The organism is [Clostridium] cellulosi, assembly GCF_036762875.1.
Taxonomy (GTDB): Bacteria; Bacillota; Clostridia; order Oscillospirales; family Ethanoligenentaceae; genus Ruminiclostridium_D; species Ruminiclostridium_D cellulosi.
Window position 1 is genome coordinate 64220 of record NZ_JBAIZF010000026.1, and the last position, 26189, is coordinate 90408.

The following is a 26189-nucleotide window of genomic DNA, read 5'->3' on the forward strand; positions in this document are numbered from 1 at the left end:
AACGTTTTGGTCAATCCGGCAAGATTTTGCGGGTCAAAAACCAAAGCCGCCCCGGATAATACTACAGCACAGCAGTACAAAGGGCGGCCATTTTATTAAATCAAAAGTAGCTCAAGTTATTTTATCAGGTTGACCGAGCCGATAAAAATAAACGAATACAGTGACATCAACCCGGTTATAAGGATAATTGCGTTAAATGCGGTGTTTTTAAGAATCCGTTTGTCGAGTGTAAAGCAGTAGGCAAAGGGAATGAGCATAGGCAGTAGGTACCTGCCCTGGGGCTGAAAGTCGACAAACCATGAATTATAAACTGAAAGCCCAACCGACAGCAGCAAAATAGCGTTCATAGCAATAAATTCGATAATGACCCGCCGGTTTCTCGACTTTACGCAGTAATAAAAGATTATCGCATACAGGGCAAGATAGAGAAACAGCATTAAATTGATATAAGCAGCCGGGCCCATATACTGAAGATACCCGTAACTGCCGATAAACGATACAAAGGATTTCTGGAAGAACTGCTTTTCTGTCAGGATGGTTTTTAAGGACACATTCCTGTCATGCAACTGCATGGTGCTCCACTTTTCGTTCACAGGGGTTGACGGCTTAAATGCCTTATCCGCTTTTTCTTCTTTCAGTTCCTGCACAATCTGCGCTTTGTTGAATCCGTATTGGGCGAGGTCAACGCCTTTCCTTATGCCAAAAATGGCGAAAGTACATAAAAGCAAGGCAAGGCATTTGATAAAGAATTCTTTCTTGTTTATTTTGTCGTCGGAAACGAGCCTTATCAGTAAGATAATAAAGGCCATGACAAGGGTGACGAAATAGTTCGGCTTAGACATCAGCTGAAGTGCAAAAAGCAGGGAGGCCAATAACCCGAAAAGAACGCTCTTTTTTGAGATTGATGTACCCAAATATTTGTTGAGCATGCTGTCAGGATTTACGATTTGATAGAGAATAAGTATTGAGAGGAATAAGTCCCAAGCGTCAGATGTCCCATAGGAATAAAGGTACCAGGCTTGAGGAGTGAGCATCAACATCGGCAGCAGAATTCGGGCTTTTTTATTGCGGCAGGCGGCAAGGCCTATTATAAACGCCAAAAGCAGCAGGTTGAAAATCCTAAATTCAGTCTGGTAATTTAGAACCCATGAAAACAATGCCCCCACTTTGCCTGCAATGTAGTAGTAGGGATTGAGTTCAGCCATCCTTGTTGTGCCGTATATGGAGAAATAAACAAGAGGGTCGCGGATATCAGCTATATTCCAATGCGTATAGTAATACTGTATCGCTTTATATGTTTCCTGCTCATCGGGGTGGGCATTGATGCCGCTGAAAATGCTGATAAGCGATGCAACGATAAATGCGGCGGCAAGGATGGCCGCAAAAAATATGCCTGCCGTTTCAACAGGGAATCTGTTCGTTTTTCCTATCGTGCCGTTTCCTTTTGCCATAAAAACTCCTTTTGCTTTACTAAGTATCAATTATACAGTATTATAATAAATATTACTATAAATCCGTCGGCGGGAAACTGAAGCTATAATCTTATCGGTACGTGCCATATCAAAGTCTTAACCGTCAACATCAAAGGGGCGCCTTAATTAATTATTGGGCAGGCGCGGGCTTTTTAAGCAGCAGATTGTTGGGCATTTACGGTTTTGCATTTCCAAAAACATGAGGATGAAAAAGAAAAAATTTTTTAGAACAAAAGGTTGACAAAAGTACTATAGATGTAGTAAAATAATCAAGCGCCGTGAATACTGCGCAACACAAATGGGAGCATAGCTCAGCTGGGAGAGCACATGCCTTACAAGCATGGGGTCATAGGTTCGAGCCCTATTGTTCCCACCAAATTGGCCCGGTAGTTCAGCTGGTTAGAACGCTAGCCTGTCACGCTAGAGGTCAGGGGTTCGAGCCCCCTTCGGGTCGCCATTTTGCCTCTGTAGCTCAGTCGGTAGAGCAGGGGACTGAAAATCCCCGTGTCGGTGGTTCGATTCCGCCCGGAGGCACCAATAATGCGGATGTAGCTCATCTGGCAGAGCGCCACCTTGCCAAGGTGGAGGTAGCGAGTTCGAGCCTCGTCATCCGCTCCACTTTTATGACGGAATGCTTTATAGCATTCCGTTAATAATATTACTATTTTTGGCGCCATAGCCAAGCGGTAAGGCCAAGGTCTGCAAAACCTTTATTCCCCGGTTCGATTCCGGGTGGCGCCTCCAAGCTTATTTAGGGGAGAGCAGCGCTGATTGCGCAGCTCTCCAGTTATAATTTTTAAGATCTTTAGGCTGGTGTAGCTCAGTCGGTAGAGCAGCTGATTCGTAATCAGCAGGCCAGCGGTTCAAGTCCGCTCACCAGCTCCAATTAAAACCTGTAATCGTTTGATTACAGGTTTTTTATTTTGCCTGCCTGTGCGTCTCTTCCTATGTGATGATTGCCCAAACGATCCTGTCCTAATAATCCGCCTAAAAAAGGGAATTCTAAAAAAGCAAAAATTTGATAATGAGGGGATTTAAAAATGGAACTCGGATTACGTGGACGTACTGCCGTTGTCACCGGGGCTGCAAGCGGCATAGGAAAGGCCATCGCGACAGCATTTGCTTCAGAAGGTGCAAATCTTGCAATATGCGATATAAACATGGCAGGCCTTGAAAAGGTTGCGTCTGAGCTGAAGCAGAAAGGCATTAAGGTGCTTGCGGAAAAAGCGGACGTGACGGTGCAGGCGGAAACGGATAGCTTTATCAATCATACCGTATCGCAGTTTGGACGCGTTGACATCCTGGTCAACAATGCGGGCACAGGGCGCCTCTGCGATATTATGCAGTTGCCGGAGGAAGAATTCAGACGGAATATGGACCTCATGCTTTATGCGACAATAAGGCTTATTAAATCGGTTGTGCCCCATATGCAAAAGGCAAAGTGGGGGCGGATAATCAATATCTCATCGATATTCGGCAAACAGCCGGGAGGCCTGCTTGACTATGACTCAATCAAAGCCGCAATTATCATGATAAGCAAGGAGTTTTCGAATTACCTTGCAAAAGACAATATTTTAGTAAACTCAGTATGCCCCGGTCCTATCCGCACGCCGCTTTGGGAGGCGCCGGGACAGTTGGGTGACCAGTTGTCCCAAATGCTGGGGAAACCCATTGATGAAGCAATCGATTTTTACGCAAAAACCAATATTCCTCTCGGACGTTATGGCAAACCGGAAGAAATAGCCGATATGGTGGTTTTTCTTGCTTCCGACAGGGCTAATTATATCACGGGACAGGCCATAAATGTCGACGGCGGCATGGTCAAGACGGTAATTTAGTGAAGTTGCTGTCATCAAAATTTTAAGTGAGTATTGCTTTTTTAGCTTACAAAATTTTAGAACAGAAATTGTTTTGCCACTTATAAAAAGAGGCGGGCGCCCTATGGAAAGCGCCCGCCTCTCTTTATAGGATTCAACTGTTACCAACCGGCTGTATCCTCAGTTTCAGAGGCATACCCCCTGTCCTCCATAAGCCTTACGTTAAAAATGAGGGTCCCGCTGGTTCTGCGGCGGAATACGGTAAGAGTAACTATATCTCCGGGCTTATGCTTGTCGCGTTCCGTTAAAAGCGCACGTGTGGATGTTACTCTAACGTTGTTTATAGATGTAATGATATCCCCTACCTTTATGCCGCTCATTGAGGCGCTGCTCTTGGGATCCACAGACTCCACAAAGGCGCCGACCGGAAGATTATTCGCCTTTGCGGTGACCCCTTCAATCATACGGCAGTTGAGGCCTAACTTGACGCGGCCTTTTACATAGCCGTATTTTATAAGGCTTTCGATGATAGGCCTTGCTGAAGAAATCGGGATAGAAAAGCCTATGCCTTCATATCCCTGACCTGATATCTTTGCGGAATTTATGCCGATAACCTCGCCGCGCATGTTGACGAGTGCCCCGCCGGAATTGCCGGGATTTATCGCGGCGTCGGTCTGCAATAGATTCATGGGGCCGTTTCCCACGTCAATATCACGGTCTATTGCGGAAAGTATGCCCTGAGTAACAGAGCCAGCGAGTTTTAACCCAGACGGGTTTCCGACTGCAACCACCTTTTCGCCGACCTTGCAGGCGTTGGAGTCACCGAATTTGGCTGTGCGAAGCCCTGTCGCGTTAATTTTAATAACCGCGAGGTCGGTGCGCGAGTCTCTCCCCACGGTTTTTGCCTGATATCTTTTGCCGCTTGAATTTACAACTTCAAGTTTGTTTGCGCCTTCAATCACGTGGTTATTTGTCACAATATAACCGTCTGACGAAATAATAATGCCGCTGCCCTCGCCGGATTCAGTAACCCTGTCACTTCTGTACTGAATTACCCCGACGATACAGGGACATATCCTTTCAGCTACCTGTTCTGTAGTCAGTGGCTTTTCGTTTACATAATGAACGGTTGCAGCGCCGGCAGTTAATATTGCTGTAGCTGAAATGACTATAACCGTTGTCTTAAATCTTTTATAGAACTGATTATAGTTTTTTGGGGAAAAGTTGGTTTCATTTTTGCAGGCTGCAGTATCCATACTAACAAGCCTCCTTATGCCGGCACTTTAAGAGGTAATCGGTCTTTCTAATTCTATGTGGAAAATCAGCATAAAATAACGGATTGACCTAAAAACGGCCAACCCGTTATTAAATCATTTCAATAATTCTTATATTGCTTTTTTTCATATCGATGTATTCACCGTTTGAATAAACTATCGGGCAAAGAAGATTATTCGGGGGTATATATACTATTTTCCCATTCTCACCGTTATTCAATTTGACAGAGGAACCTATTAAGTATGTGGCCATATGGTTTATGAATTCTGTTGTAAGGTAAGCATCAAACCCAGAATATCCTTCTGTTATAAACATTTCAAATGTAGTAAAGGGTGTTACTTTCTTTTTGTAAACCCTGTTGGAAGTCATAGCGTCGTATACATCCGCAATTGATACAATACGCGCCAAAAGGCCGATTTTTTCGCCTGATATGCCGAAGGGATATCCAGAGCAGTTTATGCGCTCATGGTGGAGAAGTACGGCGCGTTTTATATCGAGGTCGCTAAATTCACTCTCGGAGAGGATATCATAACCGTAAACTGGGTGCTTTTTAATTATTTCAAATTCTTCATTGGTAAGCTTTGCTGGCTTGTTCAGGATACTGGTTGGAATTCTTGATTTGCCGATATCATGCAAAAGCCCAGCCTGAACGGCTTTTTTTATTTCGTATTCAGACAAGTCGATCCATTTTGCAAGCAGCATACAATAGAACGCTACATTAATGCTGTGCAGATATGTATATTCATCGGTTACTTTAATTCTGTCGAGGAAATTTAATAACATGCAGATATCGTTTTGATGGATATGTTCATAAATCAGTTCTGTAGCTGATGTAACCTTATCAATATTGAGGGCCTTGCCGGTAGATAAATCATTAACTATATCCTTAACTAATTGAATTGATTTCTTGTAGCCATATTCGAACTTTTCGTAATTGTACCTGTTTTTCTTTATATATTCCGGAGGGTAAATTACTTTGACATTATTGATTTCAAATTGCTTGAGTTTTTCTATAATATAATCATTTAAAGTAGTGCCGCGGGATACAAGTTTTACGCCGTCTTTATTTACTATGTCACACGCCAATATGTCACCGCCGCGGCATTCGAAAATGTTTATGTCAATTGTCATTAATATCACTCTCCGATATTATTGCATAAAAAGCATAATCTTGATGCTTTTTGGTACAATAGGAAACTAAAAAAGGTAATTTGCCAAATATAACCCATTATTAATATACACTTTAGTACAATAGAATTCAAGACATCCTCTTTCAATAAAACCATAACCTGGATTTTACCCAAGATAACTGTTTGTCAGCATTACATACCGGACAATAACTTTGCATATACATTTAGCGATACGGTTTTAGGAGGGGTTTTATTGAAAGGGATCGTGGAAGAGCGGGCCGTAGAGCTCGGTGAATATATCATTGCGAATAAATCCACGGTGCGTGGGGCCGCAAAAAAATTCGGGGTCAGCAAATCAACCGTACATAAAGATGTTTCAGAACGTCTAAAAAAACTTAACCCCCAACTTTATGTGGAGGTTAAGCATGTTCTTGATATAAATAAAGCTCAAAGGCATATAAGAGGGGGGATGGCTACCCGCAGAAAGTACAGACATGACGTCTAACTGTGAAAGGGGTGACGTGTGGATAGAGATAGTTTAATGCAATTTAAATATAAGGACAAAATATATTAGGGTAAAATTAATCCCCGCCGGCCTTGACCGGCGGGGATATTATGTTTTACAAAATGAAAAGCCCCATACCCTGTTGGGTACGGGGCTTTTCATATGGTATAAATAAAAACACGAACAGCCCCATGAACTCATGCTTCATGGGGCTGTTAGCTTGGTGACCTCGGGCGGATTCGAACCGCCGGCCTTCCGCTTAGGAGGCGGACGCTCTATCCAGCTGAGCTACGAAGTCGGATATGTGGATAACTGCTATAAATTGCGGTACACCGGTTTCAAGAGAAGAACTTATTATTGAAGCTTTTCTATATTACACTAATAAAGCTGTTTTGTCAACCCTATCATTGATAATGGTTTTATTTTCGCACGTCAGTAATTTATATCTGCAAATGTCGCTGAGCGGACATCCGCTGCAGTCGGGCACCTTTTTGCAGTGCTCTTTGGCAAGCCTGACAATCAACGCATGATATTCGCCGAACAGATCGGCGTCGCGTTCAAGACTATTTTCAAACAGGCTGCGTATTTCTTCATAGCCGTCAGGCAATTCAAAACCCAGCCTTGAGAAAATGCGGCGGGTATATGCGTCGACAACAAAATAGGGAAAATCAAACGCATAGAGCATGATGGAATCTGCGGTCTCGGGGCCTACACCGGAGATTGACAAAAGCTCCTGCCTTATGCTTTCGGGGTCAAGGGACTTAATGCGGTCTATATCGAAATCATATATTTTGAACCATTCTGCGAGGTGTTTTAATCGCTGTGCCTTCTGATTGAAAAATCCGCTGGGCCTTATAATCTGAGCAAGCTCTTCTGTGTCTATGCCTAACACAAATTCTGGTGAGAGTCTGCCGCCAAAATTCAGGATAGCCTTTTCGACGTTTGACCATGCGGTGTTCTGCGTTAAAATCGCCCCGGTCATCATTTCAAACGGCGTTTCTGCCGGCCACCAGTGCTGGGGGCCATAAGCTTTGTAGAGTTTTTCGAAAATGTCTTTAAGATTCATCACGGTTGTTCTCGTCAATCCTTCCAGCCACATTGTCTGTATTGATAATTTCCCCACCCGCCTTGCCATCAGTGTCAGGGACGATGTTACTTTCGTCATTTGCATTTTTGCTATTCGGTATGGCGAGAATGCAGATTTCAGCGATAAGCCCGACTGCACCGAGCAGGAAAAGCCAGCCTGTCGAGGAATCAAAGGCTGCGAATATGATAGCCGAAATACCCAGTATGGCGCTTACACAATACAGCAGACCGACAGCCTGTTTTTGGTCAAGCCCTTTATCGATGAGCTTGTGATGTATGTGGCAGCGGTCTGCGGCAAACGGCGATTTGTGCTCCTTGAGCCGCCGAACCACGGCGGCGCATATATCAATAATCGGCAGTCCCAAGACAAGGATAGGAACCGCGAACGAAACAGCGGTATATGTCTTAAAGAGCCCCTGAATTGAGATAACAGCGAGAGTGTACCCCAAAAATGTCGCGCCCGTATCCCCTAAAAACACCTTCGCGGGGTTTTTATTGTAGGGAAGTATGCCGAGACAGCCGCCGGCAAGGGCTGCTGTCAGGATAGCAACGCTGTATTCATTGGGGTCGACAGACATTTTTATGATGGCTACAATCAACATCGAAATTGAGGCTATCGTGGAAATACCTGCTGCAAGCCCGTCGAGCCCGTCAATGAAGTTTATGGCATTTGTTATGCCGATAATCCACAATATTGTCACCGGGATTGCGAAAGCGCCGAAATGTATTGTGTTAATTCCAAAGATGTTGAATCCGGAAATGGACTCGATGACTATCTTAGGATTGACGGCAATCGGCAGAGCAGCCGCAACGCACTGAACCAGAAGTTTAGGCCATGCGGGAAGAGGGTGTTTGTCGTCAATAATACCGAGCAAAGCGATAATGAGCGCTCCGGGCAATATCTGCCATAAAAGCCGGTGATACCGCATCATTACCGTCGCTGTGATGAGAAAAGCCACTATTATGGCCAATCCGCCCAAGAGCGGGATTGGCTTGCTGTGCATACGCCGGTTGTCAGCCGGAACGTCGACAGCGTCTATTTTGCGGGCGAATTTTATAGCTAAAGGGGTGGATAAATAGGCGATGATTGATGATAGGAATAGGGACGCTAATATAACAATTGACTGCTTCACACTATAACTTAATTGAGCAATAGCAGATAACATTAATTACCACCTTGCGAAGCTTCATATTCGGACATATTTAATGTCCGCTAATTGTCCCTTAAAATTCCCGTTTTACGAATCCAACCTTTTTATAGACTTTATTCAGAGTTTTGGTTGAGATATAAAGCGCTTTTTCGGCGCTCTTGGTATAGACGTCCGCAAGATAGTCTTTGTTCTTCATGTAGTCGTCATATTTTTCTTGAATGGGTCTTAAGAGTTCGACGACGGCCTCACCGACTGCCTTTTTGAAGTCTCCATATCCGCGGCCTTCAAATTCAGCTTCAATCTGTTCAAAGGATTTGCCGGTGGCGGCGTTATATATAGACATCAGGTTGTTTATTCCGGCTTTGTGTTCGCGGTAAGCAACAACGGCTTCTGAATCAGTTACGGCCCTTTTGAATTTGCGCATGATGTCATCAGGGCGGTCAAGCATTGAGATAAAGGCGTTTTGGTTTTCATCAGACTTTGACATCTTTTTGGTGGGGTCCTGAAGCGACATTATGCGGGCTCCAACCTTCGGGATAAGCGGTTCGGGCACTTTAAATGTGTCGCCGTAAATCCCGTTGAATCTCTGAGCCAAGTCGCGGGCAAGCTCAAGGTGCTGTTTCTGGTCAGCTCCGACAGGCACTGCGTCCGCCTGATAGAGCAGGATGTCAGCCGCCATAAGCGTAGGATAGGTGAACAGCCCGGCGTTTACATTATCGGCGTGGGAAGCTGCTTTTTCCTTGAACTGTGTCATGCGGGAGAGGACGCCAAATTGAGTGTTGCAGTTTAAAACCCAGGCAAGCTGTGCATGGGTCGGCACATGGCTCTGGATGAACAGAAGGCTTTTATTCGGGTCAATGCCGCAGGCGAGCAGGAGTGAAACCAGCTCAAGGGTCCTGTGCCGCAAGGTTGCCGGGTCCTGCCTTACTGTTATCGCGTGCAAATCGACAACTGAGTAAATGCAGTTGTAATCGTCCTGAAATTTGCACCAATTCTGAAGCGCGCCGAGATAATTGCCCAGCGTCGGTATACCGGACGGCTGAATGCCGCTGAATATCGTCTTTTTATTTTGAGTTTCTTCCATCGAATCACACCTTAAATAAGAACAAATTTATACCAATCAATAGTAGCTATCAAGAACTTTGCCTAGGATTTCGCAGCCTTTTACTATCTGCTCGTCGGACGGAGTGGAATAGTTAAGCCTTATGGAGTTGCAGTAGTCGTCGGGAGATACGCAGAATGCGATTCCGGGGACGACGGCCACCTTGTTTTCGGAGGCCTTTTTGCAGAAGTCCAGCATCTTTACGTTGTCGGGCAATGTGCACCACAGGAACAGCCCGCCCTGCGGGTGTGTTATTGCCGCCCTGCCGGCCAGCGCCTTTTCGAGGCTGTTTATCATAAGCGAGGATTTGTGTTTATACAGTTTACGTATTTTATCAATATGTGTTTCCATACCGTATTGGGTCATGAAACGATAGGCAGCCATCTGGAAGAACAGGTTGGTATGAACATCAGAAACCTGTTTTGCGACGACCATCTTTTGTATGACTTCGCTTGGAGCAAGGACGTAACCGACGCGGATACCCGCGGAGAGGATTTTTGAGAAGGAACCGCAGTAGATAACCAGCCCTTCGGTATCAAGTGACTTTAAGGTCGGGACTTCCTCACCTTCAAAGCGCAGGTCGCCGTAGGGATTGTCTTCAATAATCATAACGCCATATTTTTTCGCAAGTTCATAGATGGCCTTTCTTTTTTCAAGGGTAGTGGTTATGCCCATGGGGTTTTGGAAAGTTGGTATCAAATATAGAATCTTGACATTTTTTTCGGTTTTTAACGCATTTTCAAGTTTTTCAATATTAATGCCGTCGTTCTCAAGTTCAACGCCGCGCAGGTTAACATTATATGAGCGGAAAGCATTTTCTGCTCCTATGAAGCTTGGATTTTCGCAGAGGACCGTATCACCTTCGTTGCATAAAACCTTGCACGCCAGTTCAATGCCCTGCTGACCGCCGGAGACGATAATGAGGTCGTCAAAATCCCTGCCGGAATTGAATTTTTTCTTCATACGTTCTTTCAGCGCGTCCCTAAGCGGGGTATAGCCCTCAGAAATGCCGTACTGGAGTGCGGTTGTCGCGTCGTCATTAAAAATTCCGTCGGCTATTTCCTTCAAGGCCTTTACCGGGAAAGATTCAGGCGAGGGATTTCCGGCGGAAAATGGGATCACATCGGATCCTGAGGTGTTTTTCAGTATCTCGCGGATAAGCGACGGTTTTAAAGAAGATATGCGGTCGGAAAACCTATAATCCATGCTATCAAGTCCTTCTCATAAAAACTAACATAGAAAACTATGTAAGGAGATTATTAAACATTATTTTATCACATTGGCATTGTCTTGACAATAACACACCCAGAAATGTATTATATTAAGTATGCTGATTTTAAATTGTGAAGTATTAATATCATAATTGCTGTAAAAGAGGAAGATTTCGGAGGGAAAAGAATGTTTAACAAAGACGAGGTGCGAACCAGATTTGCGCCGAGCCCCACAGGCTATATGCACGTCGGCAATCTTCGCACAGCGCTTTACGCATATCTTATTGCAAAGTCAAAGGGCGGAAAATTCATTCTGCGCATTGAGGACACCGACCAGGAACGCTATGTCGAAGGCGCGGTAGACATAATCTACAAAACGCTGAAGGATACGGGACTTATCTGGGACGAAGGCCCTGATATCGGCGGCCCGGTTGGCCCGTATATCCAGAGCCAGCGGCGCGACATCTACAAAAAGTATGCCGAGGAGCTGGTTGAACGCGGCGGCGCTTATTACTGCTTCTGCACAAAGGAACGCCTCGAAGAGATACGCCGTATTCATGAAGCGTCCGGTATGCCGAACAAATACGACGGGCATTGCCGCCACCTTTCAAAAGAGGAAGTTAACGAACTGCTGGCAAAGGGCGTGCCGTACGTTATAAGGCAGAAAATCCCGGAGACAGGCGAAACTACATTCCACGACGAGGTTTTCGGCGATATCACTGCGCCTAATGAAACATTGGACGACAATATTCTTATCAAAACGGACGGCCTGCCGACTTATAACTTTGCAAACGTTATCGACGACCATCTGATGGGCATAACCCATGTCGTCCGCGGTATCGAGTATCTCTCATCGACACCGAAATACAACCTGCTTTATGAAGCCTTTGGCTGGGAGATTCCGACTTATATCCACTGCCCGCCCGTTATGAAGGACGCGACCCAGAAGCTGTCAAAGCGCAATGGCGACGCGTCGTATGAAGACCTTATAAACAAAGGGTATCTCACTGAGGCTGTCTTAAATTATATTGCCCTGCTCGGGTGGAGCCCAGGAGGAGAACGGGAGATATACACACTGCCTGAAATGGTCAAAGTGTTTGATATATCAGGTATTTCAAAATCGCCGGCTATCTTTGACAACAACAAGCTCGATTGGATAAACGGCGAATATATCCGCGCGATGAGCCTCGAAAAGTTCCATGAAATCGCCCTGCCGTGGATAAAGAAGGGCGTAAAGTCCGAGACTGACACAAAATTGATTGCAGAGGTGCTTCAGCCGCGCTGTGTAAAGCTTTCGGACATTCCAGAACAGCTCGACTTTATTGACAAACTCCCTGATTATTCTGCCGACCTTTATGTCAGCAAGAAGATGAAGACCAACTATCAGAATTCGCTTTCCTCGCTCAAGGAAGCAAAGGCTGTTCTTGAAAAGCTGACCGACTGGACGCGTGACAACATACACGAAGCTTTGTTCGGGCTTGCCGCGTCGCTTCAGGTTAAAAACGGCATAGTGCTGTGGCCTGTGCGCGTAGCTCTTTCCGGCAAGCAGTTTACTCCGGGCGGCGCTGTTGAAATCGCCGTCATGCTGGGCAGAGACGAATCCCTTTCCCGCATAGACAAAGGCATTGAGCTTCTTAAAAAAGTGCAGTAATGGACTTTAAAGTGTTGCGCTTGCCGCAGTAAAACCTTATATCGCATAAAATAACGGTCTGTATTATTTTTGGTAATACAGACCGTTATTTTATAAGGGGTTAAGCCTATCTATTTGAGGTTTTCCAGTGATAAGCGAAAGAATTATTCAGCCTTGTTAATTCTGTCTTCAAGGGCCTCGAGCTGTTTTAACAGTTCTTTCGGCAGCCTTGAGCCGAATTTCGCGTAGAACTCTTTGATACCCTTGATTTCTTCTTTCCAGAGGGCGGGATCGACTTTCAAAAGCTCTTTAATCGTATCAGTGCCGATTGAAAGCCCCTCGGTTTCAATGTCCTCAGGCAGAGGCTCATATCCGATAGGTGTTTCGACTGCTTTGGCTTTGCCTTCGCAGCGGTCAAGAATCCACATCAGGACTCTCATGTTGTCGCCGTATCCCGGCCAGATGAAATTGCCCTCGTCGTCGGTGCGGAACCAGTTGACGTTAAAGATTTTTGGCGGATTCGGAATTTTTTTGCCCATTTCAAGCCAATGTGCAAAATAGTCGCCCATGTGATAGCCGCAGAACGGAAGCATAGCCATCGGGTCGCGGCGCACAACGCCGACCTTTCCTGCGGCGGCGGCTGTTGTCTCAGACGCCATTATTGAGCCGACGAACACGCCGTGCTCCCAGTCAAAGGACTGGTAAACCAGCGGGGCAGTTTTGGCGCGGCGTCCGCCGAAAATAATGGCTGAGATCGGAACGCCCTGCGGGTTGTCAAACTCAGGGCTGATGCAGGGGCAGTTGCGTGCCGGCGCAGTAAAGCGGCTGTTGGGGTGGGCGCCCTTTTCGCCTGAAGCAGGATCCCACTTCTCGCCCTTCCAGTTGATAGCGTTCTTCGGCGGGTCTTTGTCAAGGCCTTCCCACCAAACAGTGCCGTTATCGGCGTCATAAACGACGTTTGTGAAAATTGTGTTGCGGCGCGTGGTTTCAAGGGCATTCGGATTAGATTTGGCGTTTGTGCCGGGCGCGACGCCGAAGAAGCCGTTTTCGGGGTTGATAGCCCAAAGCCTGCCGTCAGGCCCGATTCTGAGCCACGCAATATCGTCGCCGACACACCAAACCTTGTAGCCCTGTTTGCGGTATATCTCAGGCGGGATAAGCATTGCAAGGTTAGTTTTGCCGCAGGCAGAGGGGAATGCGGCGCAGATATATTTGACTTCGCCTTGAGGATTCTGGATACCGAGGATAAGCATGTGCTCAGCCATCCAGTTTTCTTTTTTACCGAGGTATGACGCAATGCGCAGGGCAAAGCATTTTTTGCCCAGCAGAACGTTTCCGCCGTAGCCAGAGTTTACACTCCAGATTGTGTTGTCCTCGGGGAAGTGGCATATGTAGCGGTTTTCAGCGTCGAGCTGTGCCTTTGAGTGGAGGCCCTTTACGAAATCGTCGCTGTCGCCGAGTGCTTCAAGGACTTTTTCCCCGATTCTTGTCATTATGTTCATGCTGAGCACAACATATATAGAGTCAGTCAGCTCAACGCCTATTTTCGCAAACGGAGACCCAATCTGTCCCATTGAATAGGGGATTACGTACATCGTCCTTCCGGTCATTGAGCCTTTAAAGAGCTTTCCGAGCTTTTCATAGGCTTCCTTCGGGTCCATCCAGTTGTTTGTAGGTCCAGCGTCATCTTTGCTGCGGGTGCAGATAAAGGTACGATCCTCAACGCGTGCCACGTCGTTTTGTGCAGAACGGTGCAGATAACAACCCGGCAGCTTCTCTTCATTTAATTTTATAATTTCGCCTGAAGCAACTGCTTCGCGGCGCAGAGCTTCGAGCTGTTCTTCACTGCCGTCTATAAGTACAACTTCTTTCGGGTTCGTCAAAGCTGCCATATCTTCAATCCATTTTTTGAGGTAACTGTTCTTAAGCATTCTGCGTCTCCTTTCGAATAGCTGTTAGCATAATTATATATTAACGTTTCACTTTTTGCAAGATTTAATATGCGATTATTCAAAAATTAAACTGATTAGTCGGACTTGTCGGGCAATTTTGATTGATGAGTGCAATAGATATATCATAAATATTCTTTGGATAAAAATTGCAACCTCAAAGAAGTATGCCCGCGGGTTTGCATATATTGACGCTAAAAATGTCGTTCCAAGGCTTGCCTTTGCACCTCTTAATACTGTTTATGCTGTGTTGCCGTTAATATTTACTGAGGGCAAAAAAGATCCGGTTTAAGTTTTAAACCGGACCCGGCAGATATTTTTCTTAAAGGCTGACGCGGCTAAATACCTTTGTCCGTTCTTTAAGCTGCCACATACCGTAGATGACGACCGTTTCAATCGGCGTCATAATGAGGCATTTTATGATTCTTGTGATAAAAAGTGCGGAAAATGTATTTCCCGGGATAGCGAGGTACAGCCAGAACGTTGTCAAAACGCCGCTTATAACGAGCTGGTTTATTGCCGCTGCTGTGAAAGTTCGCCAAAGGGCGGGGCGCTTTTTATGCAGCAATAATCCATAAACTGCGCCTGACAAAAATGAATCGAGGGTTATTCCTGGAATAAAGGCACCTGAGGGGAATAACAAAAACTGCACGACGTCTGCAATCCCCGCACCGATGCCGCCGAGCAGCGGCCCGAATATCAAACCCGTAAATGAAACGGGTATGAACGATGTGCCTATTCTCAGATATGTCATCTTGATGGTCAAAAAAGATGCCGCAATGACATCAAGGGCGATAAGAAGCCCCATTAAAACAATTTTTTTGGTTTTTTTCAAAAAAATAACGACCTCCCTCATCAAAGTGGTAATTACCACAAATAGGAAAGTTGTGCCTATCCTTAATTGTGGCAACGGAATGCGAAAGCTGCACCGCAAATCACGAGGATTTTTCGTCCGGACGGCAACTTCCCGTCCATCCGGCACTTAACGCGCAGCAATCTACTTTGCCTGTGTATTATTATAGGGTTTATTTTTCTATATGTCAAATAAAAGCGCTTTGCCTGAATTTACATAATAAGAAGGTTCGGCAGCAGGAAAGCTGTTTGTAACTATTTGTCGAAAAGTTTTAAAGGCATTTCTGTAGCAAAACCGGGCAGTGTTTCATATGCTACTAAAGACGTATATCATTATGTGCAAATTAAACTGTTTTTTTCATAAAGATTTTTTTGCAAAGGACAGTGATTATTTTGACCGTTTATGTCGTAAGGCCGGGTGACAGTATCTATTCAATTGCAAGGGCATTCGGGGTAACGCCCCAAAGCATTATAGAGCCTAACGGGCTGCTCAATCCGTCACAACTGGTTGTAGGCCAAACTTTGGTCATTCCCACAACAGACCAAAACTATACGGTCCGCAGCGGAGACACAATCTATTCAATTGCCAGAAGATTCGGCGTCACCCAAAACGCAATCTTCAGCGCAAATCCCAATATCGGGGCGGACGGGCGCATTTTTCCGGGGCAGGTTATAGTCATTCCCGGTACCGAGAGAAAACTGGGGACCATTGAAGTAAACGGGTATATCTTCCCCGGCTCCGACGAGAGTGTTGTCAGGCCGGCGCTTCCTTTACTTACATATCTTTCGATTTTCAGTTATCAGGTAAATTCCGACGGCAGCTTAACCAATATCGACGACGAAAAATGGATACAGATTGCGCGTGAAAACAGAGTCGCACCGATAATGGTTATCGCGAATATCAGAGAATCCGGCGGATTCAGCAGCGATATCGCAAGCGCAATCTTCGCGAGTGAAAGCGTGCAGGATACCCTTATAAACAATGTGGTCAATACTTTGCGCGAGAAGAATTACTATGGGCTCAACATAGATTTTGAATACGTTTACCCGAGCGACAGAGAGAATTACAATAACTTCCTGCAAAAAATCACTGAACGCTTGAACGCTTTGGGCTACATAGTATTGACGGCGTTGGCGCCGAAACTGTCAGGGGATCAGCAGGGCCTTCTGTATGAGGCACATGATTATCCGGCCCACGGAAGAATTGCTGACCGCGTTATACTTATGACCTATGAGTGGGGATATCTCGCCGGGCCTCCGCAGGCGGTGGCGCCGCTGAGAGAAGTACGGCGGGTTCTCGACTATGCCGTAACCGTAATCCCGCGCAATAAAATACTGATGGGCATACCGAACTATGGCTATGACTGGGTTCTCCCGTACAGGCGCGGTACCCTTGCCACTACATTCTCGAATATCGAAGCGGTAAACCGCGCTTTCCGCAACCGGGCAGAAATCAAATTCGATGAGTCGGCCCAGTCACCTTACTATAACTATTACGACGACCAGCGCCGCCAGCATGTTGTCTGGTTTGAAGATGCCCGCAGCATAAGGGCGAAACTGATGCTGGTAGACGAATATAACCTCGCCGGAATAAGCTACTGGACAATTGAGCGCCCATTCCCGCAGAACCTGCTTGTACTTAATTCGATGTATAATATAAGGAAGGTAATTTAATTCGACATCTATTGACGATTTTATATGTCAATATTGAATATATTTTTATAACAATTATTGAATTTATTATTGACAAATCACAAATCGAGTGATATTATGGAATCAGAAAAAAGGTAATACAGATTGGTTGGAGGCGAGTCCCATGGATAGTAAAGAAGGCGAGCGAAGAGCCCGTGAGAACATGGAATTTTGCCTGTCCCATCTGTAAATATCAGCTTTTTAAAAAGACTGAAGACAGGGCGGTAAGTACCGCATATACAGGCTAATGTTTGACCGGGCTCTTCGGTCGCAGGCAAATGCGATTAGAAGGAGGTTTAAAACAATAAGCCTGTGTTCTGATTGAACTTGCTGTAGAGGTTGAAGCATTATCGTGAAATGAGGCTCTATTTGAATCCCAAAGGATCAAAATTCAGCGATTTGCGGTAGTGTTTCAACCCATAAGTTAATAATATTAAAGAGCCGCTCCCGGAGGGGCGGCTCTTTAATATTATTAACTGCAATTTATTATTCTTTAATAAGAACCCTTTCAATTTCGCCGATATAGGTACGGTGCAGATCGGTGCCAGAATATGTGCGAGCAATTTCCTTGTCGATGAAATTGTCAAGGGTCAAGTCCTGAGCGTAAAGTTTTCTGCAAATAAATACAACGCTCGCCTCATCAAAGTAAACTGCGTCGCCGATGTCCACCGGGGTAAGGCCGGTTTCCTTGACCTTGTCAGTGTCGCGCCCAGAGCGGGAACCGCATATGTTGAGCGCCTCGCGGTATTCCTCTCCGAAGAAGCTGAGTGTGTAGTGGTTGTACTTTTCCATGAACTGATATGTGTATCTTTGCGGACGAATAAAGCTTATTGCCACAGTTTTTCCCCAAAGTATGCCGGCGCCGCCCCAGCTTGCGGTCATCGTGTTGAAGTCCCCCGGTATTCCGGCTGTTATGAGCATCCATTGGCGGCCTATCATATCAAAAATATTGCCCTGCAGTTTTTGAGGCTTAATTTCGTTAAATATTCCCATTTGATTTTCCCCCAATTATTTCGTATCATTAAATACATTATATGCAAATCTATTAGCGATTTAAAGAATTTATCAGCGAAAATATTTATATAGCCGTGAAAATTCTTTATTTAGCAGACATTTCATGATATAATTAATGGCAAATAATGTATATTGAGCCAAAATTACTCCTGCAGCGCTGTACAGGCATAGCCGGAATTAATCTGAGTATAGGAATAATAAGAAGGAGGAAAGTTATGCAATACGATGTGCCGGAATATGAAGGAAATCTGAGAAAATTCATGTTGAAGGTACCGGAAGTAATCTACCGTGCGTCAGGGATAAAGATTTTTGGCAAGAAAATCAGATCCCTTGTATTTACTACAGATGTTTGCATTATACGGAACGTCAATGCAGACGCAGTTATTGCCGTCTATCCTTTTACTCCCCAGCCCGTTATAACGCAGGCCATCCTGCTTACAGCCGACAAGCCCGTATTTTGCGGCGTCGGCGGAGGCCTGACCACCGGCAAAAGGGTTGTCAATGTGGCGTCCCATGCGGAGTTTCAAGGGGCGATGGGGGTTGTGGTCAACGCGCCTACTACAAATGATATAATTGCGGAACTGCATGACTCCCTCGACATACCCATTGTTGTGACAGTTGTTTCGGAAAACGATGATATAGAAGGAAGAATAAAGGCGGGAGCGGCTATATTCAATGTCTCAGGAGGACAAAAGACCGTCGAGATAGTGCGAAAGATACGCGAGAAATACCCCAAACTGCCTATTATCGCCACTGGAGGCCCAACTGACGATACTATTGCGGCGACGATAGAGGCCGGAGCCAACGCGATAACATGGACGCCGCCTTCAAGCTCTGAAATCCTCGGCAAAATTATGGACCAGTACCGCGAATCCGCGGCTAATAATATGGAACTGAAACTATTCCATTAATGCTGGCAGTATTTTATACTAATTTTGAAGAATCTGTTTGAGGCCTTTTAGGCAAACAAACAAAATATACACAAAAACGAATAAATATACACTAAAAGCTTGATTTTATGCAGATTTAGTGTATAATAATAACATCACATTCAAAAATGGCTAATAATCCGGCATATAAGGGTTTACGCGAAAGTTTTGCGTTGCCGTGCATTTGAGAGTTAATATTGTTAATTAATGGCTGCATGGAGGTTAATATGAAACAGTATAAGAAGGTTGTTTTGGCGTATTCCGGCGGACTTGATACATCGATAATCATTCCGTGGCTGAAAGAGAATTACGGCTGTGAAGTCATCGCGGTTTCCGCTGACGTCGGACAGGGGACAGAACTTGACGGACTTGAGGAAAAAGCGATTAAGACCGGTGCTTCAAAGATTTATATTGAAGATTTGAAAAAAGAGTTTGTTGAGGATTTCATTTGGCCGACGCTTAAAGCCGGAGCCAAATATGAAAATTACCTTTTAGGTACGTCATTCGCAAGGCCTCCGATAGCAAAGCGCCTTGTTGAAATCGCCAAAAAAGAAGGTGCAGACGCAATATGCCACGGCTGCACAGGCAAGGGCAACGACCAGGTGCGTTTTGAGCTTACCATCAAAGCGCTGGCTCCTGAAATGGAAATCATCGCCCCATGGCGTATCTGGAATATAAAGTCCCGCGACGAGGAGATTGATTACGCGGAGAAGCACAATATTCCACTTAAAATTACCCGTGAGACAAACTATTCCAAGGACAAGAACCTGTGGCATTTGAGCCATGAGGGTTTGGACCTTGAGGATCCGGCCAACGAGCCTAAGTATGACAAGATTCTTGAGCTCGGCGTTTCGCCTGAGCAGGCTCCAGATAAGCCTACATATATCACAATCTCATTTGAAAAAGGTATTCCCGTCGCCCTTGACGGAGAAAAGCTTGACGGCGTTACGTTGATTCAGAAGCTCAACGAGCTGGGCGGAAAGAACGGAATAGGCCTTCTCGACATTGTTGAGAACCGCCTTGTGGGCATGAAGTCACGCGGCGTCTATGAGACACCGGGCGGAACGATTCTCTATCATGCACACGAGGTACTTGAGACCTTGACTCTTGACAAAGAGACAGCACATTACAAGGCACTTGTGGCGCAGAAATACGCCGAGCTTGTCTACAACGGACAGTGGTACACTCCGCTGAGGGAGGCTATCGACGCATTCGTCGACAAGACTCAGGAGACTGTTACCGGCGATGTTAAACTGAAGCTCTATAAGGGCAATATTATAAACGCCGGCACTACATCGCCCTACTCACTCTACAGCGAGGATATCGCCACATTCGGCGCCGATGAAGTCTACAACCAGAAGGACGCTGAAGGCTTCATCAACCTCTTTGGACTTCCGCTCAAAGTCAAGGCTATGCTTGACAAGAAAAACAAGCACTGATTAGGATTGCTTGAAATAAGTGGATCAGTCCCATGCGCTCACACACGCATGGGGCTGATTGCAATTTTTAAGGGTAAAAATATAAGGTTATCCTGATGAGCTTTAAGAAGATAAATAAAGCTTTAGGGCAATAAAAAGGCAGATTAATCCGCGTCTTTGCCGCATGCAGTAATAGGGGGTAATTAAGTGAAACTCTGGGCAGGGCGTTTTAAAAAAGAAACAGACGAACGTGTCAATGACTTCAATTCCTCAATTAGGTTTGATTCGCGCATGTATAAAGACGATATCGAGGGCAGTATCGCCCATGCGACAATGCTCGGCGAATGTGGCATTATAGCAATGCAGGAATCGCTTGAGATTATCGGCGGGCTTAAAGAGATACTTGCCGACCTTGAGAGCGGAAAACTCCAGTTTGACCCGGAAGCCGAAGATATTCATATGTTTATCGAAGCGGAGCTGACGAAAAGGATAGGCGATTCGGGCAAACGTCTTCATACTGCGAGAAGCCGGAACGACCAAGTTGCACTTGACATAAGGCTTTACCTAAGGCATGAGATTGCGGATATTAAAAAGCTCCTTGTAAATCTGCTTGAAACCATCCTGCAAAAAGCGCAGGAGCATACAAAGACAGTAATGCCGGGCTACACCCACCTCCAACGGGCACAGCCGATTACATTCGCGCATCATCTTCTCGCCTATGCTCAGATGTTTAAACGGGATATCACCCGGCTCGAGGACTGCGCCCGGCGCATGAATGAATGCCCGCTCGGCAGCGGGGCACTGGCGTCAACCACCTATCCTATAAACCGCGAACGCACGGCGCAGCTTCTGGGGTTCAGCACACCGACGCAGAATAGCCTCGATAGCGTCTCAGACAGGGATTTCTGTATTGAGCTGGCGAGCGCCCTGTCAATTATAATGACCCACCTTTCGAGATTTTCTGAAGAGATTATCCTGTGGTGCTCGTGGGAATTTAAGTTCATCGAACTTGACGACGCTTTTTCAACCGGCTCGTCCATTATGCCGCAGAAGAAGAATCCGGACGTCGCGGAACTCGTCCGCGGCAAGACGGGACGCGTCAACGGCGACCTTGTGGCTTTGCTTACAATGATGAAAGGGCTGCCCCTTGCATATAACAAGGATATGCAGGAGGATAAGGAAGCGATTTTTGACGCCGTAGATACGGTTAAGCTGTGTCTTAACACGTTCATGCCGATGATAGCGACTATGCGCGTCCTGCCGGAGAATATGCGCGCTGCGGCGGCTAAAGGGTTTATTAATGCGACCGACTGCGCCGATTATCTTGTCAGAAAGGGGCTGCCCTTCAGGGACGCCTATAAGATAACGGGACAGCTTGTCGCTGCCTGCATAGAACAGGGCAAAACGCTCGAGACGCTCGAAATCGGGGAATACAAAAAGTTAAGCCCGCTGTTTGATACAGACGTTTACGAGGCTATCTCCCTTGATACCTGCGTCAACGGCCGCAAAGCTGATGGCGGACCCGCGGAAGAACCGGTTAAAAAGCAGATAGATGCGCTTAAAGGCTTCTTGGCAGAAATGAAAGAATAATAATTGACATACAAACTGACAATGGGGATGAGACTTTTGAAATATAAGGTGTTTGTCGACGGTGAAGCGGGAACAACAGGGCTTGAGATACGTTCAAGGCTTTCATCACGGGACGATATAGAATTGCTGCAAATCAGCCCCGAACTGCACAGGGACAGGGACGAAAGGCAGCGGCTTCTCAATGCGGCGGACATCTGCTTCCTCTGCCTTCCCGACGACGCGGCGAGAGAGTCTGCCTCACTTGTTACCAATCCCAATACGCGCATAATTGACGCGTCGACCGCCCACCGGACGAATCCCGACTGGACATACGGCTGGCCGGAGATGAGCAAGGAACAGAGGAAAAAGATAGCATCATCAAAGCGCGTAGCGGTTCCCGGGTGCCACGCAACCGGGTTCAACGCCGCGGTCTATCCTCTTATCGCCGGCGGGATAATGCCCACCGATTACCCGGTTGTCGTGACGTCCGTTTCAGGATACAGCGGCGGCGGCAAAAAGCTTATCGCGCAGTATGAGGACACGCGACGAGGGGATCCCGAAATGCAAAGCCCCCGGTATTACGCGCTGACGCTGCACCATAAGCATCTGCCGGAGATGATGAAGATAAACTCCCTCCGGTACGAGCCGGTTTTCACGCCGCTTGTCGCGAACTTTTACAGAGGTATGATAGTTACGCTGCCGATAAACAGGCGGCTGCTCTCAAAGGATATGGACGCCCACGCGGTATGGGAGTACTACAGCGAATACTATAAGGGCGAAAGGTTCATAAAGGTTATGCCTTTCGGCGGCGAGGATTGCCTCGATGGCGGCTATCTCGGAGCGCAGGGCTGCAACGGCACGAACAGACTTGAGATTTTCGTTTTCGGGCATGATGACCAGATCCTTGTAATGTCGAGGCTGGATAACCTCGGCAAAGGCGCTTCGGGAGCGGCAGTGCAGTGCATGAATATCATGCTGGGACTCGATGAAGGTACAGGACTTGCAGAATAATACAATGGCTAAATCAACTATACAATAACGTAAGGTGAAAACGATGAAATATGAGGAAATAGAAGGCTCCGTTACGGCGGCGCTCGGATTCAAAGCTGCTGGTATCCACTGCGGCATCAGGAAAAATCGCACAAAGAAAGACCTTGGTCTGATTGCTTCCGACGTTCTCTGCAATGCGGCGGCAATCTATACGACAAACAAGGTAAAAGGCGCACCGCTCATAGTTACAAAGGAACACCTTAAAAACGGCAAGGCGCAGGCCATAATCTGCAACAGCGGCAACGCAAACACCTGCAATGCCGACGGCGTATTTATAGCAACCGAGATGTGCAAGGCGACAGGCAAAGCCCTTGGCATCGACCCGACAGATGTCGTCGTCGCGTCCACCGGCGTAATTGGGCAACCGCTTCCGCTTGAGCCGATAACAAATGCCATCCCGGTCCTTTCCGAAAAGCTTTCAAAAGAGGGCTTCGACGACGTGGTCGAGGCGATAATGACGACCGATACCCGCAAAAAGGAAACAGCGGTAAAGTTTAATTTAGGCTCAAAAGAATGTGTCATCGGCGGAATCGCCAAAGGCAGCGGCATGATAAACCCGAATATGGCAACAATGCTCTGCTTTATCACGACTGACGTCAACATAAGCTCTGAAATGCTGCATGAGGCCCTTTTGGAGACTGCCGCGGAAACATTCAATATGGTGAGTGTCGACGGCGATACCTCTACAAACGACATGGTGGTTATTTTGGCGTCGGGCTTGTCAAAAAATGATGAAATAAAAACAAAGGGCGCCGACTATGAAACCTTCAAAGAGGGGCTAAAGATAGTTATGACCTATCTGTCCCGCGAGATCGCCCGCGACGGCGAGGGCGCGACAAAGCTCATCGAAGCTGTGGTGAACGGCGCGCCTGACATTATAACCGCAAGGACGGTGGCAAAGAGCGTTATCTCTTCCTCACTTTTCAAGGCCGCGATGTTCGGTGCGGACGCAAACTGGGGACGGGTGCTCTGCGCAATCGGTTACAGCGGCGCCGATGTGGATGTAAATAAGATTGACGTTGAATTCGAATCCACCGGCGGCAGGATACTTGTCTGCAAAAACGGCGCAGGCGTTGAGTTTTCCGAGGAACTTGCGCGGCAGATACTTGTTCAGGATGAGATAAAAGTGATAATCAGCCTTAATGACGGCAACAGTTCTGCCACGGCGTGGGGCTGTGATTTGACATATGACTATGTAAAAATAAATGGAGATTATCGTACTTAAAGCAGAAGCAGTGAACAAGGCGGAAGGGGTGCAATCATGGGACAAATATCAAATCTGGATACGGCAAGGGTACTTGTCCAGGCACTGCCATACATCCAGAAGTATTATAACAAGACCATTGTCGTGAAATACGGCGGAAACGCTATGGTTGACGAAAAGCTCAAAAACGCTGTTATGACCGACCTTGTGCTGCTTTCTCTGGTCGGAATCCATGTTGTGCTGGTACACGGCGGTGGGCCGGAAATAAGCGAAATGCTCAAGAGATTAGGCAAGGAGAGCCGTTTCGTAGGCGGGCTCCGCTATACCGATAAGGAGACAATAGAAATAGTCCAGATGGTGCTTGCCGGTAAGGTCAACAAGGACCTTGTCCGTCACCTCCAGCAGAACGGCGGCCAATCAATCGGCTTGTGCGGCCTTGACGGCGGCATGATAAAAGCAAGAAAACTGTGCAAAACCGGTGCGGACTTGGGGCTTGTAGGTGAAATAACACAGGTCAACAGAAAGCCTATCGACGACGCCATCGGAAACGGATATATACCAGTTATCGCCACCATTGGATGCGGCGAAAACGGGGAAGTCTATAACATAAACGCAGACACGGCGGCCGCGCGCATCGCAGCGGCAATCGGAGCGGAAAAGCTCATGGTTCTTACAGATATAAAAGGCCTGCTTAGGGACAAAAACGATGAAAGTACGCTTATACCTGTGGTCAATGTAAGCGATGTCCCGAACCTGATACGGCAGGGCATTATTTCAGGCGGCATGATACCTAAGGTGGACTGCTGTGTCGAAGCAGTGCGGCGTGGGGTCAGCAGCGCGAGTATCATAGACGGCAGGGAGCCCCACTCGATACTCGTTGAGATGTTCTCCGACGAGGGTATCGGCACAATGTTTCAGTAATAAAATTAAAGGCGGAGGTGTTCGGGAATGGATTTCAGCGCGGTTAAAGAAAAAGTCGACAAATACGTTATGAACTCTTATTCACGCTTTAACGTAGCTCTGGAGTCAGGCAAAGGCGCAAAAGCATATGGCTGCGGCAAAAGCTATATAGATTTTGGAAGCGGAATCGGGGTCAATGCCCTCGGTTACTGCGACGACGGATGGGTCAAGGCGGTGTCGGAACAGGCGGCAAAGCTTTCCCACTGCTCAAACCTCTATTACACACCGATACAAGGGGAACTCGCCGAGCTGCTCTGCAAGCGCACAGGTTTTAAAGGCGTATTCTTCTGCAATTCCGGAGCAGAGGCCAACGAGGGCGCGATTAAACTCGCCCGCAAGTACAGCTTCGATAAGTACGGCAGCGGCAGGGCGACGATTGTAACGCTGAAAAACTCGTTCCACGGGCGCACCGTAACTACCCTTTCGGCGACAGGACAGGATGTCTTTCACAACTTCTTCTTCCCGTTTACTGAAGGCTTTAAGTTTGCCGAAGCGGGCAACTTTGACAGCGTAAAAGAGGCCTGCACAAAGGACGTCTGCGCAGTTTTGATGGAACCTATTCAGGGTGAAGGCGGGGTTTTGCCGCTTGACACCGAATTCGTAAAGAAAGTCGCTGACCTGTGCCGGGAGAAGGACATACTCCTGATGTTCGACGAGGTACAGACCGGCATAGGGCGTACAGGAAAGTTTTTGGCCCATGAACACTTTGGGGTCAAAGCGGATGTTGTCTCCTGCGCCAAGGCCCTTGCGGGCGGGCTGCCGATGGGCGCTGTGCTGTGCCGCGGCGGGCTCGAAAACGTCCTCTCGGCAGGCACGCATGCCACTACCTTCGGCGGCAACCCGATAGCCTGCGCCGGGGCGTTAGAGGTTGTAAAGCGCGTCAGCGATGAAAAGTTTCTTAAAGAAGTTACCGAAAAGGGAGAATATATTAAAGCCCGCCTTTCAAAAATAGATGGTATCGGAGAAATCCGCGGCAAAGGGCTTATGCTGGGCTTTGACGTCGACGGGGTATCGTCAAAAGACGTCGCCGCAAAGGCGGCAGAAAACGGCCTTCTTATACTGACGGCAAAAACCGCGCTGCGCATGCTGCCTCCGCTTACCATAACGAAAGAAGAAATTGACTGCGGTCTCGATATCCTCGAAGACACGATTAAAAGCATGAAATAAGAGGGG

22 protein-coding genes, 7 tRNA genes and 1 riboswitch are annotated in these 26189 nt (G+C 46.8%); of the genes, 18 read left to right on the forward strand and 11 right to left on the reverse strand.

Annotated elements, in window-relative coordinates:
• Nucleotides 1–116 precede the first annotated feature (116 nt).
• Complete coding sequence (locus V6C21_RS08120) at nt 117–1451, reverse strand: DUF2142 domain-containing protein (RefSeq protein WP_034836621.1); 1335 nt, start codon at nt 1449–1451, stop codon at nt 117–119.
• A 321-nt stretch (nt 1452–1772) separates the two neighbouring features.
• Between V6C21_RS08120 and V6C21_RS08125 the strand changes: the two genes are divergently transcribed.
• From V6C21_RS08125 to V6C21_RS08155, 7 genes are all read left to right on the forward strand, one after another.
• Nucleotides 1773–1848 (forward strand) — tRNA-Val (locus V6C21_RS08125).
• Between the two features lie 4 nt (nt 1849–1852).
• Nucleotides 1853–1929: transfer RNA gene (locus tag V6C21_RS08130), tRNA-Asp, on the forward strand.
• Between the two features lie 4 nt (nt 1930–1933).
• Nucleotides 1934–2009, forward strand: a tRNA-Phe gene (locus tag V6C21_RS08135).
• 5 nt (nt 2010–2014) lie between these two features.
• Nucleotides 2015–2090, forward strand: a tRNA-Gly gene (locus V6C21_RS08140).
• A 51-nt stretch (nt 2091–2141) separates the two neighbouring features.
• Nucleotides 2142–2216 (forward strand) — tRNA-Cys (locus V6C21_RS08145).
• Between the two features lie 65 nt (nt 2217–2281).
• Nucleotides 2282–2357 (forward strand) — tRNA-Thr (locus V6C21_RS08150).
• 155 nt (nt 2358–2512) lie between these two features.
• A complete protein-coding gene (locus V6C21_RS08155; protein WP_034843944.1) occupies nt 2513–3310 on the forward strand; it encodes a glucose 1-dehydrogenase in 798 nt (265 codons plus the stop codon).
• Between the two features lie 140 nt (nt 3311–3450).
• Here V6C21_RS08155 and V6C21_RS08160 read toward each other — a convergent pair whose 3' ends face one another.
• Entirely contained in the window at nt 3451–4545 is a 1095-nt protein-coding gene (locus V6C21_RS08160) for a S1C family serine protease (RefSeq protein ID WP_479268774.1), read from the reverse strand.
• 109 nt (nt 4546–4654) lie between these two features.
• Complete coding sequence (locus V6C21_RS08165) at nt 4655–5695, reverse strand: HD-GYP domain-containing protein (protein ID WP_479268775.1); 1041 nt, start codon at nt 5693–5695, stop codon at nt 4655–4657.
• A gap of 252 nt (nt 5696–5947) precedes the next feature.
• Between V6C21_RS08165 and spoIIID the strand changes: the two genes are divergently transcribed.
• A complete protein-coding gene (gene spoIIID / locus V6C21_RS08170; RefSeq protein ID WP_034843941.1) occupies nt 5948–6199 on the forward strand; it encodes a sporulation transcriptional regulator SpoIIID in 252 nt (83 codons plus the stop codon).
• Nucleotides 6200–6420: 221 nt separating this feature from the next.
• Here spoIIID and V6C21_RS08175 read toward each other — a convergent pair.
• The 5 genes from V6C21_RS08175 to V6C21_RS08195 form a co-directional block, all read right to left on the reverse strand.
• A tRNA-Arg gene (locus V6C21_RS08175) sits at nt 6421–6497 on the reverse strand.
• A gap of 75 nt (nt 6498–6572) precedes the next feature.
• On the reverse strand, nt 6573–7283 hold the full coding sequence (locus V6C21_RS08180) for an endonuclease (protein WP_479268776.1): 711 nt from the start codon (nt 7281–7283) through the stop codon (nt 6573–6575).
• Entirely contained in the window at nt 7255–8418 is a 1164-nt protein-coding gene (locus V6C21_RS08185) for an MraY family glycosyltransferase (RefSeq protein WP_479268777.1), read from the reverse strand. The genes V6C21_RS08180 and V6C21_RS08185 overlap by 29 nt, the downstream gene beginning before the upstream one ends.
• Before the next feature lie 91 nt (nt 8419–8509).
• Nucleotides 8510–9520 (reverse strand): tryptophan--tRNA ligase, encoded by a 1011-nt coding sequence (gene trpS, locus V6C21_RS08190; protein ID WP_034843938.1) that lies wholly within the window; start codon nt 9518–9520, stop codon nt 8510–8512.
• Nucleotides 9521–9556: 36 nt separating this feature from the next.
• Nucleotides 9557–10744, reverse strand: coding sequence for an aminotransferase-like domain-containing protein (locus V6C21_RS08195; protein ID WP_034843936.1), 1188 nt, complete (start codon nt 10742–10744; stop codon nt 9557–9559).
• Between the two features lie 192 nt (nt 10745–10936).
• Here V6C21_RS08195 and gltX point away from each other — a divergent pair, with 192 nt between their 5' ends.
• Nucleotides 10937–12400 (forward strand): glutamate--tRNA ligase, encoded by a 1464-nt coding sequence (gene gltX, locus V6C21_RS08200; RefSeq protein WP_479268778.1) that lies wholly within the window; start codon nt 10937–10939, stop codon nt 12398–12400.
• A gap of 143 nt (nt 12401–12543) precedes the next feature.
• Here gltX and V6C21_RS08205 read toward each other — a convergent pair whose 3' ends face one another.
• Nucleotides 12544–14310, reverse strand: a complete 1767-nt coding sequence (locus V6C21_RS08205) for a phosphoenolpyruvate carboxykinase (GTP) (protein ID WP_034843933.1) — start codon at nt 14308–14310, stop codon at nt 12544–12546.
• Between the two features lie 118 nt (nt 14311–14428).
• Between V6C21_RS08205 and V6C21_RS08210 the strand changes: the two genes are divergently transcribed.
• On the forward strand, nt 14429–14620 hold the full coding sequence (locus V6C21_RS08210; protein WP_479268779.1) for a hypothetical protein: 192 nt from the start codon (nt 14429–14431) through the stop codon (nt 14618–14620).
• A gap of 30 nt (nt 14621–14650) precedes the next feature.
• On the opposite strand, the gene V6C21_RS08215 is transcribed toward V6C21_RS08210, so the two are convergent.
• Nucleotides 14651–15163 (reverse strand): folate family ECF transporter S component, encoded by a 513-nt coding sequence (locus V6C21_RS08215; protein ID WP_052659892.1) that lies wholly within the window; start codon nt 15161–15163, stop codon nt 14651–14653.
• A gap of 70 nt (nt 15164–15233) precedes the next feature.
• Nucleotides 15234–15335, reverse strand: a riboswitch (THF riboswitch).
• A 238-nt stretch (nt 15336–15573) separates the two neighbouring features.
• Here V6C21_RS08215 and V6C21_RS08220 point away from each other — a divergent pair.
• Nucleotides 15574–16854: a glycoside hydrolase family 18 protein gene (locus V6C21_RS08220; RefSeq protein ID WP_045085744.1), complete on the forward strand. Its 1281-nt coding sequence runs from the start codon at nt 15574–15576 to the stop codon at nt 16852–16854.
• A gap of 504 nt (nt 16855–17358) precedes the next feature.
• On the opposite strand, the gene V6C21_RS08225 is transcribed toward V6C21_RS08220, so the two are convergent.
• A complete protein-coding gene (locus tag V6C21_RS08225; protein ID WP_034843922.1) occupies nt 17359–17865 on the reverse strand; it encodes a flavin reductase family protein in 507 nt (168 codons plus the stop codon).
• Between the two features lie 236 nt (nt 17866–18101).
• On the opposite strand from V6C21_RS08225, the gene V6C21_RS08230 reads away from it, so the two are divergent.
• The 7 genes from V6C21_RS08230 (at nt 18102) to V6C21_RS08260 (ending at nt 26183) form a co-directional block, all read left to right on the forward strand.
• Nucleotides 18102–18797, forward strand: coding sequence for a hydrolase (locus V6C21_RS08230; RefSeq protein ID WP_479268780.1), 696 nt, complete (start codon nt 18102–18104; stop codon nt 18795–18797).
• A gap of 245 nt (nt 18798–19042) precedes the next feature.
• Entirely contained in the window at nt 19043–20254 is a 1212-nt protein-coding gene (locus V6C21_RS08235; RefSeq protein WP_034843921.1) for an argininosuccinate synthase, read from the forward strand.
• 186 nt (nt 20255–20440) lie between these two features.
• Nucleotides 20441–21823 carry an argininosuccinate lyase gene (argH, locus tag V6C21_RS08240; protein WP_479268781.1) on the forward strand — a complete coding sequence of 461 codons (1383 nt, stop codon included), beginning with the start codon at nt 20441–20443 and terminating at the stop codon, nt 21821–21823.
• Nucleotides 21824–21859: 36 nt separating this feature from the next.
• Nucleotides 21860–22813, forward strand: coding sequence for an N-acetyl-gamma-glutamyl-phosphate reductase (gene argC, locus V6C21_RS08245; RefSeq protein WP_479268782.1), 954 nt, complete (start codon nt 21860–21862; stop codon nt 22811–22813).
• 43 nt (nt 22814–22856) lie between these two features.
• Nucleotides 22857–24077 carry a bifunctional glutamate N-acetyltransferase/amino-acid acetyltransferase ArgJ gene (gene argJ / locus V6C21_RS08250; protein WP_479268783.1) on the forward strand — a complete coding sequence of 407 codons (1221 nt, stop codon included), beginning with the start codon at nt 22857–22859 and terminating at the stop codon, nt 24075–24077.
• Between the two features lie 36 nt (nt 24078–24113).
• Complete coding sequence (gene argB / locus V6C21_RS08255) at nt 24114–24977, forward strand: acetylglutamate kinase (protein WP_034843914.1); 864 nt, start codon at nt 24114–24116, stop codon at nt 24975–24977.
• Nucleotides 24978–25004: 27 nt separating this feature from the next.
• Nucleotides 25005–26183 (forward strand): acetylornithine/succinylornithine family transaminase, encoded by a 1179-nt coding sequence (locus V6C21_RS08260; RefSeq protein ID WP_479268784.1) that lies wholly within the window; start codon nt 25005–25007, stop codon nt 26181–26183.
• The last annotated feature ends 6 nt before the right edge of the window (nt 26184–26189 follow it).